Here is a 15,292-nt window from a genome sequence, read left to right on the forward strand (position 1 = left end):
CCCGTTCGCGTCTCGGGCGGGCTCAGGGGGTGGGTTTCTCCATGTGGCCGGTCAGGTAGGCGTCGAGTGCGGCGGCGCCTTTGACCATCGCGCGGCCGCGGGCGGAGAGGCGGCCGTGCCACTCGTGCAGGGCGCTCTCCAGCGGCTCCTGGCCGCCCGCCGCCCGGACCTGGGCGATCAGCGGGGCGATCTGCTCCAGCAGGTAGCCGCCGCGCCTGAGCTGGTGGGCGAGGCGGGCGTCGCGGACGTCGGCCCCCGTGTAGACGCGGTAGCCCGTACGCGGGTCGCGGCCAGGCTGCACCAGCCCCGCGCGCTCCCACTTGCGCAGGGTGGCGGGACGGATGCCGAGCTTCCTGGCCAGCGGGCCGATGAACGTCACCCCCGGCTCGACCGGCTTGGCGGGCGCCAGCGCGCGCAGCGCCTCCTCCACCGCCTGGAGGGTGCGGCGGTCGTCGAGGAGCTGGGCGTGGCTCTCGTCGATGAGCTTCAGTGCCGCGTCCGTCTCGCTCCTGTTGACCGCCTGCATGATCGCGGTGGCCGTGCGGTGGCCGTGGGCGGGGATCAGCGCGATGAACGCGGCCAGGGCTTCGGCGTGGCGCTCGGTGTAGGCCCGGTAGCCGCTGTCCGTGCGGGCGGCCGGGGGCAGGATGCCGGCCTCCTCGTAGTTGCGCACCGCCTGCGTGGACAGGCCGTGCCGCCGGGCCAGGTCCACCGGCCGCAGTCGGCCACCGGGCATCGACGCCACCTCGCCGCGTTTGAGGGTGCCGCACCGGCATGCGGCGTGGCACCGGGTCAGAGCTTCAACAGAAGTCCAACCCTACCGTCGAGCGAGCGGAGGCCGGGAGCGCCGGACGCCCTGCGCCGGCGTCAGGCCGGCGTCGCGCGGTAGGCGTCGCCCGGTTTGGCGGCGAGGACCTGTTCGCAGGCCAGCAGCAGCACGCCGGCGCTCCAGGCGTGCGACAGCGTCAGGTACATGCCCTTCGGCTGGAAGCAGTCCGTCTGGTAGTAGCGTTCGGTGATCATGCCGCGGTAGGCGTTGAGGTCGCCGTCGGCCGCGGGGAGGAGCTGGCGGAAGCAGTCGAGGGTCTCCTGGGCCCGCTCCGCGTAGTACGGATCCCCCAGCGCCTCCGACAGCTCGGCCAGCTCCGCCGTGCACACCAGCCCGTACGCGTGCAGGTGCTGGTTCGACGGCGACGCCTGGTCGGCGCCCCGGGTGGCGAAGCCGTACACGCCGAGCGGGGTGCGCGGCCCGAAGCGCACGTTGTAGGTGTAGCGGAAGGTGAGCATCCAGTCGGCGGCCCGGCGGGCGAGATCGAGCCAGCGGGCCGCGCCGGTGCGCCGGTGCAGCGCCATGTACGCCATCACCGCCGCGTACCCGTCCTCGGAGGTGGGCGCGAGGTCCACGTCCTCGGGCGCGCCGTAGATGAACTCGTCCTCGACGAACCTGGCGTAGTACTCCCCCGCCCGCTCGGCCGCCCGCAGGTCGCCGGGGTCGCCGGACTCGGCGAGCGCGGCCACCCAGGTCAGGCCGGACGCGCCCGACCACGACAGCACCTCGCCGGTGACGGCGTGGTGCAGGGTGCCGAGGTTGCCGTCGGGGCGCTGGCGGGCGACCATGACGTCCAGGTTGGAGCGGGCGGCGGCCGCCCACTCGGCGTTCGGCCGCAGGCGCAGCGCGCGCAGCAGGAACAGGGTGGCCTCGCCGAGCGTGCGCGCGTGCAGGGCGTCCTTGACCGGGCTCCAGCTCTGCGCCCAGCCGGTCTTGCGGTACCAGGTGCCCCAGAACGTCCCGGACGGCGACAGGTTCGCGCAGATGAAGCCGATGACGCGCTCGGCGGCGGCGACGTGCTCGGGACGTCCGGTGCGCAGGCCGTGCTCCAGGAGCGCCGTCGCCCACGGGATGCCGCTCACCCAGCCGACGTGCATGGCCTGCCGGTCCACGCGCTGCCCGTCGCCGCCGCTCACCTCCCTGTCGAACCCGACGGTCTCCAGCAGCACGCCGGGATCGGGGTCGTAGTGCCAGCGGTAGAGGCCCTCGGCGGCGATGCCGGCGGCGGTGGTGACGTCCTCCCACGGCTCGATCGGCGCATCGGGCAGCCTCAGGTCGCGGTCCTCGCGCAGCAGCGGCGCGTACGCGTGCCGGTCGGCCGGCAGCGGCGCGGTGGCGAGCGTCAGCGTGCGCGCCTCGCCCGGCTGCCAGACGTGGGTGGCGGCCTGGGCGGGGAGCGGGTCCGCCGAGCCGTAGTAGGTGACCGGATGCTCGCGGTACGGGAACAGCAGCGCGGCCGTCGCCCGCCCGTCGTCGTAGGAGAGCTCCAGGCCGGTGAGGCCGAGCGGCGAGACCTCGTCGGCGATCAGCGCGGCGCCGCCGTCCTCGCCCCACACCAGGACGGCGGGGGTGGCGGCCCGGTCGGCGCGGAAGCCCCACGACGCCGAGACCATCTCGTCGGGACGGTCGGCGCCCGGCTCGAAGCGGGGGAAGACGCGGTGGCAGGCCGCCGGCCGGTTCTCGCCGTAGAACAGGCCGGGGATCAGCCACCACGGCTCGTCCTCCGACGGGACCGACCTGCTGACGCGCACGGTCGCGGCGGCCGGTTCCGCGCCGCCGTACCGGACGTCGAGCCGCAGCTCGCGCCGCCCGCTCGCCCGCCGCTCACCCCAGCCGTACGCGACCGCGAACGGCCCCGCACCCAGCACCTCGACCCGCACCTCTCCCCCGTCGGGGACGGCGATCAGGATTGCGGCGCCAGGGGCCGGCGACCCCGCCGCTCCGGCGGCGGGGTCGGAAGCGCTCGTCACCACGGCTCCACCGTGAACGCGCCCTTACGGGTCTCCAGCTCCACCAGGTCGGTCTCCACCGCCGAGAGCGGGTCGTCCAGCGGGATGCGGAACGTGCGGATCTGGCTGGGGCCGAAGTCGGCGGTGAGCCGGATGCCGGCGACCGGGATGTTCAGCGTCGCCGTCCCGGCCTGGCCGGTGGTCTCGACGGCCCTGACCACCAGGTCGCGCGGCGCGTCCTCGTGCAGCTTCACGGCGGTGACCATCACCTGGCCGCCGCCGTCGTCCAGGTAGCCGCGCGAGCCGGGCAGCGGACCGTCGTGGAAGCTCTCCAGCATGGCCCGCACCGGCGAGCCGAGCAGCGCCGCACGCCGGGTCAGCCCGGCCGCCCGCCAGTCGCCGGCGTGCGGCACCAGCAGGTACGAGAACCGCTGCACGCCCTGGTCCTGGAAGGAGTAGAAGCCGTCGGGGTCGAGCAGCCTGGGGTCGTGCCAGGAGTAGACCGGGCTGCGCACGGCGGTGATGCCGATGCTGTGGCTGCGGCCGGGCCCGGGAGGCGCGACGTCGTAGCCGTGCTTGGCGTTGTTGACCACGGCGAGGCCCGCGCGGGTGCCGTTGACCGAGCCCGACAGGTCCACCCACGACTGCGCCGGCTCCTCGGCCCCGTCGATGGGCCTGGTGAGGTGGGCGAACGGGATCTCGTACGTCGCCACCGGGCTCTCCAGCCCGACCGGGAAGCGCAGCTTCATCAGGTGCGCCTGCTCGCGCCAGTCGAGCGTGACCCGTACCTCGACCGCGTCGTCGTCACCGGCGCCGAGGATGAACTCCTCGGCCATGGTGGAGCGGCCCCACTCGCGCTCGACGCGGATGCGGGCGCGCAGCGGCCCGTGCTCGCGCAGCACGATGTCGGTGACGGCCATGGGCTGACCGGGCCAGTCGTAGGAGACGACGCGGTGGCCCCACGTGTCGGTGGGGTCCTCGCAGATCTGCGTGTGCTCGCCGGACGCGCCGGCCACGAGGTCCACGCCGGTGCGCTTGTCGACCAGGCTGGACAGCCAGCCGGTGACCGGGTCGAGCTCCAGGCGCAGCACGTCGTTCTCGAGGTGGTGCTCGGACGCCTCCAGGGTGCCGCCGGGGTTCATGCCGGGGCCCTGGCGCAGCCGGTAGAGGCGGTAACCCAGCGGCGGCAGCTCGGCCTTGAACACGGTGGCGCCGCGGCCCTTGTCGTCGGTGGTGGCGACGGACTGGGTGCGCTGGCACGGCACGTCGGCGCCGTCCGCGTCCACGACGTGCACGCCGTTGGGCGCGACGCCGTACTGCAGCTCGACGCGGGTGCTGACCGGCCACGGGTGCGGGTTGAACACGATCACCGGCTGGGTGCCGGTCTCCTCGGGCACCTGCACGTCGCGGGCGATCACGTTGTGCGCCCTGGTGATGATGCGCTTGGAGATGGCGACGGCCTCGCCGAGCTGGTCGCGGGCGTCGTCGTAGGCGGGCTCGATGGCCGAGCCGGGCAGCACGTCGTGGAACTGGTTGAACAGCACCTGCTTCCAGGCCCGCTCCAGGTCGGCGCGGGCGTCGTGGCCGGCGATCGCGGCCCACCGCTCGGCCGACAGCACCGCCGCCTGGGCGCGGCGCTGCCACGCCTTGATGCCGGAGTGCGAGGAGTAGCAGCCGGCCGCGTGGTGCTGCAGGTCGTCGCGCCACACGGGCAGCTCGGCCAGGCCCTGCTCGCCGAGCCGCTTGACCATCTCGTCGAAGTAGCGGCGCGGCGAGGACAGGGTCAGTTCGCCGTACGTGCCCATGCGGTCGTAGCGGTGGATGGACTCGATGTTGGCCTTGGTGGGGCCGCCGCCGTGGTTGCCCACGCCATAGAAGATCATCAGGTCGCCGAGCGAGCGGTCGAGCTGGGCGAGCGCCTTCTCGGTCTGTCCGCCGACGTCGCCGGGCGGGCTGCAGTATTCGAACGGGATGCGGTACGCCAGCACGCGGCTGCCGTCCGGCGCCTCCCACCAGAACATCGTGCCGGGCAGCTCGCTCTCGTGCGGGGCCGGGCGCAGGAAGGTGTAGGAGTCCATGCCCTGGCCGCGCAGGATGGCGGGCAGCATGGCGTTGTGGCCGAACGGGTCGACGTTCATGCCGACCGTGGCGGTGACGCCGAACTTCTCCTTGAGGTAGCGCTGGCCGTACAGGCCCTGGCGGACGAACGACTCGCCCGAGGGCATGTTGCAGTCGGGCTCCACCCACCAGCCGCCGGTCATCACCCAGCGGCCCTCGGCCACCTTCTCCTGGATCCTGGCGAACAGCTCGGGGTCGGACTCCTCCACCCACGAGAGCAGCACGACCTGGTCGCAGGTGAAGACGAAGTCGGGGTACTCGTCCATGCGGTGGATCGCCGACCAGAACGTGGCCCGCGCCTCCTGGTAGCCCTCCTGCCACGGCCACAGCCACACCGGGTCGAGGTGGGCGTTGCCGATCATGTGCAGGGTGCGGCCCGGGGTGGCCACCGGACGGGGTGCGTGGGGCAGGTCGCGCGGCTGGGCGCCGGAGGGCGCGTTCGCCATGGGGGCGCGCAGTCTGGAGGGACGCCTGGTCATGCGGCCGCCCAAGCGTCGACCTTGTCGCTGATCATGTGCAGCATCAGTGTGTGGATCTCCTGGATGCGCGGGGTCTCGGTGCTGGGGGCGAGGAGGAGGTGGTCGGCGTACGCGGCGGCCTTGCCACCGTCGCCGCCGCCGAAGAGTACCGTCACCGCCCCATTGGTCTGTGCGGCCTGCAGGGCGCCGACCACGTTCGGGGAGTTTCCGCTGGTCGTGAAGGCCGCCACCACGTCGCCCCGCCTGGCCAGCGCCTGGACCTGGCGGGCGAAGACGTCGTCGTAGACGTAGTCGTTGGCGATGCAGGTCATGACCGTGGCGTCGGTGGTGAGCGTCACGGCGGGCAGCGGGCGGCGGTCGCGCCGGTAGTGGCCGATCAGCTCGCCGGTCAGATGCTGGGCGTCGGCCGCGCTGCCGCCGTTGCCCACGGTGTAGAGGGTGCCGCCCCGGGTGAAGGTCTCGATGAGCAGGTCAGCGGTGGCTTCGACGGCGGGCAGCAGCGCCGCCATGCCGCGCGCGGCGGCGAGATGGCCATCGACGTGCTGCGCCAGCAGCTCGGGCATGGGAGATACGTCGGGCATTTGGTCTTTCCTGGTGCTAGGTCTGTGCAGTTCGGGCACCGCAGGAGCGAGGGCCTGTGGTTCCCGTCTGGGGGCGGGGCCTTCGCCTTGCGTGCGCGTCAGCGGGCGGTGCCGGTGATGAGGTCGTGGGCGACGGCGCCGGCCCCGACCACGCACACGCCGGCGCCGAGCGTGGCGAGCTGGATGCGCGCGCTGCGGGCGGCCGGCGGCATGGCGTCTCTGGCGACCGCGGCGGCGACGGGGTCGAGGAGCCGGGCGCCGGAACGGGTGACGCCGCCCCCGAGCACGACGAGCTCCGGCTCGAACGCGTTCACCAGGTCGGTGAGCGCGCTGCCCAGGGCCCATGTGGTCTCGTCCCAGATCTCGACGGCGAGCGGGTCGCCTGCCTCGGCGGCGCGGGAGACGTCCTCGGCGGTCGGTCGCTCGACGGCGGACAGGGACGAGGTGCGGCCGGCGGCCAGCGCCTCCCTGGCGCGCTCGGCGATGGAGGTGCCGGACGCGTACGCCTCCAGGCAGCCCATCCGGCCGCACGAGCAGCGGCGACCGCCCGGACGCACCATGACGTGACCCAGCTCGCCACCGTTGCCGGCCGCGCCGCGGTGGAGCCGGCCGCCGATGACCGAGCCGCCGCCGACGCCCGTGGAGATCGTCAGGTAGAGCATGGTGCTGGTGCCGCGTCCCGCGCCGTAACGGAATTCGCCCAGCGCGGCGGCCGTGGCATCGTTCTCAAGGACCGCGGGGAGGCCGTATGCCTCCGTGGTCAGTGCGCAGATCGGGATGTCGACCCAGCCCGGGAGGTGCGGCGGGCACTCCAGCACGCCGGTCACCGTGTTCAGCGGCCCGCCGCAGGAGATGCCCACGGCGGCCACCTCGGGCAGGCCGGCCTCCGCGATCGCCTTCCTGCCCAGGTCGAACAGCCTGGTCAGAACGGCTCGCGGCCCCTCCTCCCTGTGGGTGGGGGCGAGCTGCCAGCCGTGGATCAGGCCATCGCCTGTGACCACGCCCGCGGCGAGTTTGGTGCCGCCGATGTCGAGCGACAGAACGGGGGGCAAATCGTGCTCCATTGGGCCTCCGACTGGGAACGACTGACGCACATGCCTATGACATCGTTCCCACATCGGATCCTAGGGCGAGTTTTCCCCGCGGGTCAACGCACGCCACGGGAGAAATGTCAGATCGCGGAGGTCGCTGGAGGTGGATGCGGCGGATCCCGGAGGTCGAGAAAGACCGGCGCGACCAGGTCGCGGGGCGTCTGACGCGGGGGCCGGCGTCACGCGGGGGCCGGCGTCACGCGGGCGCCGGGCGCCCGCCGCGGTGAGTGTGTCGCCCGTGCGGTGCTTCCAGGGGCGTGACGCGGGTCGCCGGGCGGCGTCTGCGGATCGCGAGAGTCGCCGGACCTTCGGCGCCGTCAGAGGGCCGGGGGGTGGGTGGTGGATTCGCGTTCGATGAGGTGGACGTTCAGCACCGTGGTGACCGAGTCGGACTCGGGCATCTCGATGCGTTCGTGCAGCCGGCGCACGGCCGTCGCGCCCAGGTTGAAGGTGTCCTGGGAGACGGCGGTGACCTGGGGCGAGACCATGCTCATCCAGGGCGCGTCGTCGAAGGCGACCAGGCTGATGTCGCTCGGCACGGCGAGGCCGCGTTCGCGGATGGCCCGCCAGACGCCCTCGGCGAGCACGTTGTTGGCGGCGAACACGGCGGTGGGACGGTCGGGGCCGCTCAGCATGTCGAGGGCCCGGCGGCGGGAGTCGGCGACGTCCCAGCCGGAGGAGACGACCAACTCGGGGTCGACGGTGATGCCCCCGGCCGTCAGCGCCTCCAGATAGCCCTGGTAGCGCTCGTAACCGGTGGTCCAGTCGGTCTCGTCGATGAACAGCGCGATGCGGCGGTGGCCGAGCTTGACGAGGTGGGCGGTGGCCGTACGGGCGCCGACGCGGTTGCCGACCACGACCCCGTCGGTCGAGCCGGCCGCGAACTGGCGGTCGACCTCGACGACCGGGATGCCGTGGGAGGACAGGTAGGTGGACACGGCGGAGGAGTTGGGGGTGACGATCACCCCGGCCACCCGGAGCGCCACCAGCGCCTCCGCGGCCTCGCTCTCGGTCTCGCCGGACAGGCTGGTGTCGGCCAGCACCATGGTGTAGCCGCGCTCACGGGCGGCGCTGCTGGCCCCGGCGGCCAGCTCGGCGTAGAAAGGGTTGCGCAGATCGCTCACCAGCACCCCGACCGACCGGCTGACCTGCTGCTTGAGCGTGCGGGCCATGATGTCGGGCACGTAGCCGAGCTCCTCGGCGGCGCGCAGCACGCGTTCGCGTACGTCGCTGGCCGCGTAACCACGCCCGGTGAGCGCCCGGGAGACCGTGGAGCGCGAGACGCCCGCGGCCTCGGCGACGTCTTTGATCGTGGGACGGCGGGAACGGCTGACGGGGGTGCTGCGCCGTTCTACGGTCATCGGTTCCCTTCCACGACCACGTCGACCAGCGCCTCGGCGTGCTGTCCGAGGCGCAGGTCGCCGATGGTCAGATCGACTGCCAGGCGTACGCGGCGGCGCGGCTCCGCGGGCGCGCCGAGCCGCAGATGCACCTGCTCCATACCCCCTCCAGGCAGCCTAAGCGTCAAAGATCCGGGCTCGCGCCGCCAGCCGGGCGGCACCACAGGCTCGATGGTGGCCACGGCCTTGTCCGGCCACGGGTTGCGCACGGTGGCCGTCAGCGTGATCTCGCCGCCCGCGGGGACGCTCGTATAGTACGGCGTCAGGCGGCACAGCACCCCGTCGGCACCGAGATCGAACCGCCCGGACGGGAGCAGGTCGTGGTGCAGCGCGACCAGCTCCTCACCTCGTTCGGTCAGCATGTGCAGGTAGTCGTCGTCCACCCAGCGGGGGCGCCAGTGGCCGCTGACCATGAGGTCGGGGCGCAGCCGGTTGTAGAGCGCGGCGCTCTTCCGGTAGTCCTCGATCCGGAACCTATTCTTGTACTGAAAATTCAGGATTTCCTGTCGTTCGCCCGGAACGCCCAATCCGTCCTGCTGGTCGCCGGTCACCAGCACCCGGTGCCCGTCCACCTCGAACGCGTACGCCGCCGCGAACATCGTGTGCCCGGGCAGGTCGTGGACCGTGATCTCGTACTCCCGCCAGCGCACGCTCTCCCCCAGCCCCAGCACCCGGTCGGCGGGGATGGGGTCGAACCACGTGCACGGCAGGTCGTGGTGGAGCGGCGTGGCCAGGATGGGCGCAATGTGGGAAGGTGCCCAGATCTCCGTGCCCTCGACGTCGCGCAGCAGCGGCATGCCGGCCACGTGGTCGTCGTGGTAGTGGGTCGGCACGGCCACCTCGACGGCGGTGACGCCGTAGTGCTCGCGCAGCGCGGGCAGCGAGGCCAGCCAGGGCCGCCGCGCCTCGCGGGCGGTGCTCTTCACGAGGCCGGTGCACATGTCGTAGCCGAAGTCGAAGACCATGGCCGCGCCCGACTCCGACAGCAGCACGTAGCTGTAGGACTGGCTGCTCCTGTTCATCAGCAGGTGGGGCGTGACCTCGATGAACGGGTTCTCCAGCAGGCCGCGCACGTCCCAGGGGCGCGGGCGGCGGAAGTCGACGTACCGCTGCATGGCGGACGAGAGCCTGGACAGCGCGTCCCGCGGCTCGGTCATCGGGTCGCCGTGCGAGGGCAGCAGCACGTCGAGGTCCTCGCGCTGGAGCAGCTCGGCGCTGACGACCACCATGGCGGGGCCCTCGTTCTCGGTGTACGACCACTGGGTGGCGGCCAGCGACCACACCTTGCCGGGCGCGTAGATCAGGTCGCCGGTGAAGGCCGTCCCGCCGACGACGTACGTCACCGAGCCGGGCGTGTGGCCGGGGGTGGGCAGCACGCGTACGTCCACCCCGCCGTATCGGGCCGTCCGATATTCGGGCACCACACCGGTGATCTCGACCGGCTCCAGCAGCGAGAACCGGTCGTCGCGCAGGTCGTAGTCGTTGTAGATCTGGCGGCCCGACCACAGCTCGTCGACCTTGTCGAACAGGTCGCGCTCGACCGGCGGCACGTGGATCGCGACGCCCGCCTCGGCCGCCCGATGCAGCCCCTGCACCTGGTCGCGGTGGTGGTGGGTGACCAGCACGTCGGTGATGCGGTCGAGGCCGAGCTCGCCCAGCAGGTCGAGCACCCGGCCGGAACCGAAGTCGATCGCGATGCCGGTGCGCGGCTCTCCGGGCTCGCCCGGGGCCTTGATGACGTAGACGTTGCAGGTGTCCTCGACGCGGAGCACCCCGGGCGCGACTTCGGTTACTTCCATACCCACGGGCCAGGAGTCTATCCGGTATCGTTCCCACAATGGATGCCCTGGAGTGGATTGTTCCCTGTCCGAAAAAGGCCACCATCGGTAGCGAACATCTGGTTCTGCGCGAGTGCCGGATCACGGGCGACCCCGCCGCCGTACGCGCCGTCGCAGCCCTCACCACCGCCCTGGGCGAAGCGGCAGCCGCCTGCCTCACCATCGACGTACGCCTGGACGCCGAGTTGCCACCCGAGGGCTACACGCTGAGCGCGGGCCCGTCCGGCGTGGTGATCACCGGCGCCGACCCGGCCGGGGCGTTCTACGGCGCGCAGACCCTGCTCGCGCTGGCCGCCGCACCCTGCGGGACGCATGCGCGGTGCGTGCCGGAGTGCGACGTGCGCGACTGGCCCGACCTGCCGCTCCGGGGCACGATCGAGGGCTTCTACGGCACCCCGTGGAGCCACGCCGAGCGCATGGAGCACCTGCGCTTCTCCGGGCGGCACAAGCTCAACTCCTACGTGTACGCGCCCAAGGACGACCCCTTCCACCGGGAGCGGTGGCGGGAGCCGTACCCGGAGGAGGAGCTGGCCAGGCTCGGCGAGCTGGTCGCGGAGGCGGCGGCGCAGCACGTCAGGTTCGTCTTCGCGCTCAGCCCCGGCCTGTCGATGGTCTACAGCGACCCGGCCGAGCGGGCGGCGCTGCGCGCCAAGGCCGAGCAGGTGTGGGAGATCGGCGTCAGGGAGTACGCGCTGCTCTTCGACGACATCCCGCCCGAGCTGGGCCACGAGCCCGACAAGGCGGTGTTCGGCACGGCGGAGGGCGTGAGCGCGAGCGCCCACGCGGCGGTGTGCCGCGACTTCGCCGAGCACTTCCTCGCCCCGCACGGCGCCGACCGGCCGCTGACCATGGTGCCCACCGACTACGCGGGCACCGCGCGCTCGGCCTACCGCGACCGGCTGGCGGCCGAGCTGCCCGCCGACGTGCTGGTCTGGTGGACCGGGTCCGACATCGTCGTGGGGGCGATCTCCGCCGACGACATGCGGGCGGCGGCGGCCTCCTACGGGCATCAGGTGGCGTTGTGGGACAACTTTCCCGTCAACGACTTCGACTTCGCCCGGGTCTTCCTCGGGCCGCTGGTCGGGCGCTCGACGGAGCTGGACGGTGTGCCCCTCGAAGGCATCACCGCCAACCCCATGGTGGAGGCGGCGGCCTCACGCATCGCGCTGACCACGGTCGCCGACTACGCCTGGCACCTGGCGGCGTACGACCCGGCGCGCTCGCATGAGCGCGCGGTACGCCTGGTGCCCGGCGCGACCGACCTGCTGCCTTTGGTGCAGGTTTGTTCCTCCTGGCCCCCGAGCGCCGACCAAAGCCCCGGACTGACCGCCCTGTGCACGTCCGTCCTGAAGAACGGGGCGGCACCGGAGACCGGGACGCCGCCGGAAGGCGACGCCACGCCGGGCAGCGGTGACGCGTCAGAAGCCGGGGCCGGTGAGCGGCTGCGGGCCGAGCTGGGCCGGCTGGCGGCGCTGCCCACCGACGCGCCGAGTGCGCTGGCACGTGAGCTGGCCCGCTGGGTGCCGGCCGCCCACGACATGGCCGCCGCCGGCCTGGCCGCCCTCGACCTCCTGGAGGGCGTCGAAGGCCGCACGCCGGCCCAGGTGACGGAGGCGCTGACCCGCGCCGAGGCCCACGAGGCGAACGTCCTGCGCCGCGTCATCCCACCCTTCGTCCGCGAGGTCCTCACCCGCGCCGGCACTCCGTCCTGACACACGAACGCCCGCTCCGGCGGTTACCGGAGCGGGCGGGCCGGAATGGAGCGAGCAGGCACCGGCCCCCGGGTCAGAGGGAGAGGACCTGTCCGGCTGCCGCCAGGTCCTCCTGGAGGGCTGTGACGTCCACGTCCTGGACCGCCTTGCCGGTCGCCGCGGACCGGGCGGCGGCGAGGCCGGCGGCGTGGCCGAGCATCTGGTACTGGACCTCCATCCGGATGGAGGAGAATGCCACGTGCGAGGCCGACACGCACACCGGCACGACCAGGTTCGCGCACTCCTCCCTGCGCGGCACCAGCGCCCGGTAAGGGATCTGGTACGGCGCCACCCCCACCGACAGGTATCCCTCGGTGACCACCATGGGGATGGGGTCGGGGTGCTCGTAGACCCAGCGCCAGGTCCGCTGCACCTCGCGGATGTCGAGGTGGTAGGACCCCATGGCGACCACGTCGGGATGCCGCCGCCCCTCGACCAGGTCGTGCTCGGTGAGGTGCGCCTCGCCCAGCATGCGCCGCGCCTCGCGGACATAGAGCTGGTGCGGCAGGTGCCCGGTGTCGGCGAACTCGTCGGCGGGCAGCCCCCACCGGCCCAGCTCGGCCCGCACGACGGCGGGCACCTCGGGGTCGTGGGAGAGGAAGTACAGCAGGTCCTGGGCGTGGTGGAGGTGGTGCAGGCGGATGCGCTCGCGCTCCTCGGGCCCCGCGTCGGGGTAGGCCCAGGCGGAGCGGTCGAGCACGCTCAGCGAGAACGGCCCGAGGGAGTTGCCGTCGGCCTTGCCGTTCGGCAGGTTCGGCTCCAGCCCGACGAGCCGCCCGGCCCGCGGCGAGACGCCCTGCTCGCGCCAGTGGCGGAAGAGCCGGCGGCCGAGCTCCCAGTGCTCGTCGTCGTAGCCGGGCCGTCGTGCGAACGGGATGCGGTCGGGCGCGGTGGACATGCAGACGCGGTAGCCGTACGACATGACGCCGCCGTCCCCCTCGCCCACCTCGGCCATGGGGCCGTCGGCGACCTGCGGAAGCAGCGTGCCGTCGGCGCGGAACGGCGAGACGTACGGCGGGAAGTTGTGCATGCCGGGCATCACCTCACGCCGCCCGGCGAACCGCTCGCCGTGCAGGGCCCTGTCCTCGCGGCCGACCTGGTAGCTCACCCCTGCGGCGGCCATCAGGTCGCCCTCGTAGCTCGCGTCCACGAAGACGCCGCCCGCGTAGTCGCCGCGCAGGGTGGCGGCGGAGAAGATCCGGTCGCCGGAGGTGACGACGGTGCGCAGGGCGGCGCCGAAGACGACCTCGACCCCGGCCTGCTCCAGCCAGGACAGGAAGATCTGCTCGGCGACGTGCGGCTCCGGGCCCGCGTAGTGCCCCGGCGCGACCCCGTAGGCGTCGGCGACGGCCTGGCGGAACTCGGCCGCCATGCCGCCGAGCACGCGGGCGTCGCCGATGTCGGTGTAGCCGAGCCCGCCGGAGGTCATGCCGCCGACGTGCCTGCCGGGTTCGAGCAGCACGGTGTCCAGGCCGCGCCGGGCGGCGGCCACGGCGGCGCACACGCCGGCCGACGTGGCGCCGTGGACGACGACCTCGGCCTGCCTCATCGCCGCCACCACGCGGCGATCCGCCGCAGGTCGTCGCCGGTGATCGGCTCGCGGCTGTTGTCGATGGACTCGACGTAGTAGAGCGCGGGCACGCCCAGCCCGGGCTGCGCCTCGGCGTAGGCGAGCCAGTCGGCCCTGCTCGGCATCGGCCACTGGTCGGTGTCGATGAGGTGGTCCGGCATGGCGGCCGCGGCGACGGCGTGGCGGTAGCGGAGCTGGTCGACGGCGGGCACGGGGTCGCCGGCCGCGTCGACCTCCAGCACGTCGTTGAGCCTGATCATGTCGCTGACGTCGGCGAAGGCCGGGTGCGGGGTGTGGGTGATCATGAGGGCGTCGGGTTTGACCTGCTTGGCGGCGTCGTACATGGTGGCCAGCAGCTCGTGGAGGAGGGCGATGCCCCAGGTGGAGCCGTACGTCTTCAGGTGGGAGCCGCTCGGCGACCACTGCGTGAAGTCGATCTTGAACCCGTCGGCGTCGAGCTCGCCGAGCAGGCGCTCCATGATGGCGCGGACCCGCTGCCGGTAGGCGGGGTTCGACGGGTCGGCGGCCACGGCCCGGCCACCCGCGTCGGTCACGCACTCCTCGACCGGCAGGCCGTCGGCCGACCAGGCCCGCCACCACAGCAGCACGCGCTGCCCGCGGGCGTGCCTGGCGGCGATCCACGCGCGCAGGTCGGGCCACTTCTCCTCGTCGGTCTCCAGGTCGCCGTACGTGAGCTGCCAGCGGTCGTCGATGACGATCGTGCCCGGCACCACGCCGTGCTCCTCCAGCCTGCCCAGCCACTCGTCGTAGAGGTCCTGGCGGGACAGCGTGACCGGCGAGACGCCGTCGGCCCTGGCGCACTGGGCGCCCCAGCCGCAGAAGATCGGCTCGCTCCACCACGCGGCCCGCTCCCCTGCCGGCCCCTGAGGGGCCAGGCCGTGCTCGACGAGGTCGGCGCGGTGGTGGGTGATCGCCTCCCAGGGCGAGGACGCGAAGCGGAACACGACGGCGGGCGAGGTCCAGGAGCCGCGTACCTCGGTGTGGCCCTCGTAGTCGAAGCGCAGCAGGGCGCCGCCGTCGAGCGGCTCGTACGTCAGCTCGGTGAAGGTCAGGCCGGCGATCCCGGCGCGTACGGACGCGCCCAGCCACGGCCCGTCCGGCACCGCGGTCGGCCCGGCGGGCGCGTCCTTGCAGAAGGCCAGCACCAGCGGCGGCGGCGAGAAGACCGCGTGCAGCCGCCCGGGGGAGGCGTCGCCGACGACGGTCAGCGCGACCGGCGCGGACACCGGCCGCACCACGTTCACCGGATGGGCGGGCGTGGGGCTGAACACGCCGCGCGCGTGCACCCCGGAGCGGAACGTGCCGGCCGCCCTGGTGTTGAGCACGGCCCGGCCGCCGAGCAGCGTCACGTCGCTGAGCACGCCGTCGCCCTCGACCCGCACCTCGACCGCGATGGTCTCGGGCGTGCAGGTCAGCCGGACCGTCTTGCTCTGCCACTCGGTGGTGCGCTGGGGGAAGTCGAAGACGGCCACGCCGTCGCGCTCCGCGAGCACGGGCGGCAGCGTCTCGTACGTCTCGTCTCGCCCTCCCCTGGTGTTGACCGAGGCCAGCAGGTTGACCGACAGCCACCCTTCGAGCTCGGCGCTGGCGTCGGTGCGGGAGACGGTCAGGCGGTAGTGGCCACTGTCCACGTAGTGGGCGGTGGCCGTGGTGGTGATCCGCATG

Annotated in this window: 10 protein-coding genes; 1 reads left to right on the forward strand and 9 read right to left on the reverse strand. The window is 73.1% G+C overall.

What is annotated here, in order from left to right:
• Window positions 1-22: 22 nt before the first annotated feature.
• The 7 genes from ACFFR3_RS24495 to ACFFR3_RS24525 all read right to left on the reverse strand — a co-directional run bounded on the left by ACFFR3_RS24495 (window position 23) and on the right by ACFFR3_RS24525 (window position 10,246).
• Window positions 23-736, reverse strand: coding sequence for a TioE family transcriptional regulator (locus ACFFR3_RS24495; protein WP_379483904.1), 714 nt, complete (start codon window positions 734-736; stop codon window positions 23-25).
• A gap of 131 nt (window positions 737-867) precedes the next feature.
• Entirely contained in the window at window positions 868-2,799 is a 1,932-nt protein-coding gene (locus tag ACFFR3_RS24500; RefSeq protein ID WP_379483905.1) for a hypothetical protein, read from the reverse strand.
• Window positions 2,796-5,342 carry an alpha-mannosidase gene (locus ACFFR3_RS24505; RefSeq protein WP_364364342.1) on the reverse strand — a complete coding sequence of 849 codons (2,547 nt, stop codon included), beginning with the start codon at window positions 5,340-5,342 and terminating at the stop codon, window positions 2,796-2,798. The genes ACFFR3_RS24500 and ACFFR3_RS24505 overlap by 4 nt, the downstream gene beginning before the upstream one ends.
• A 29-nt stretch (window positions 5,343-5,371) precedes the next feature.
• Window positions 5,372-5,956 (reverse strand): D-sedoheptulose-7-phosphate isomerase, encoded by a 585-nt coding sequence (locus ACFFR3_RS24510; RefSeq protein WP_355430668.1) that lies wholly within the window; start codon window positions 5,954-5,956, stop codon window positions 5,372-5,374.
• A gap of 98 nt (window positions 5,957-6,054) precedes the next feature.
• Entirely contained in the window at window positions 6,055-7,008 is a 954-nt protein-coding gene (locus tag ACFFR3_RS24515; protein ID WP_364364339.1) for an ROK family protein, read from the reverse strand.
• A gap of 356 nt (window positions 7,009-7,364) precedes the next feature.
• On the reverse strand, window positions 7,365-8,408 hold the full coding sequence (locus tag ACFFR3_RS24520) for a LacI family DNA-binding transcriptional regulator (protein ID WP_364364336.1): 1,044 nt from the start codon (window positions 8,406-8,408) through the stop codon (window positions 7,365-7,367).
• Window positions 8,405-10,246 (reverse strand): MBL fold metallo-hydrolase, encoded by a 1,842-nt coding sequence (locus ACFFR3_RS24525; protein ID WP_345386823.1) that lies wholly within the window; start codon window positions 10,244-10,246, stop codon window positions 8,405-8,407. The genes ACFFR3_RS24520 and ACFFR3_RS24525 overlap by 4 nt, the downstream gene beginning before the upstream one ends.
• Window positions 10,247-10,284: 38 nt before the next feature.
• Between ACFFR3_RS24525 and ACFFR3_RS24530 the strand changes: the two genes are divergently transcribed.
• Window positions 10,285-11,997 (forward strand): glycoside hydrolase family 84 protein, encoded by a 1,713-nt coding sequence (locus tag ACFFR3_RS24530; protein ID WP_379483906.1) that lies wholly within the window; start codon window positions 10,285-10,287, stop codon window positions 11,995-11,997.
• Between the two features lie 73 nt (window positions 11,998-12,070).
• On the opposite strand, the gene ACFFR3_RS24535 is transcribed toward ACFFR3_RS24530, so the two are convergent.
• Window positions 12,071-13,585 (reverse strand): FAD-dependent oxidoreductase, encoded by a 1,515-nt coding sequence (locus tag ACFFR3_RS24535; RefSeq protein WP_379483907.1) that lies wholly within the window; start codon window positions 13,583-13,585, stop codon window positions 12,071-12,073.
• Window positions 13,582-15,291 carry a hypothetical protein gene (locus ACFFR3_RS24540; protein WP_364364327.1) on the reverse strand — a complete coding sequence of 570 codons (1,710 nt, stop codon included), beginning with the start codon at window positions 15,289-15,291 and terminating at the stop codon, window positions 13,582-13,584. The genes ACFFR3_RS24535 and ACFFR3_RS24540 overlap by 4 nt, the downstream gene beginning before the upstream one ends.
• Window position 15,292 lies beyond the last annotated feature (1 nt).

This window comes from Nonomuraea salmonea, from assembly GCF_042428605.1.
Lineage (GTDB): Bacteria > Actinomycetota > Actinomycetes > Streptosporangiales > Streptosporangiaceae > Nonomuraea > Nonomuraea salmonea.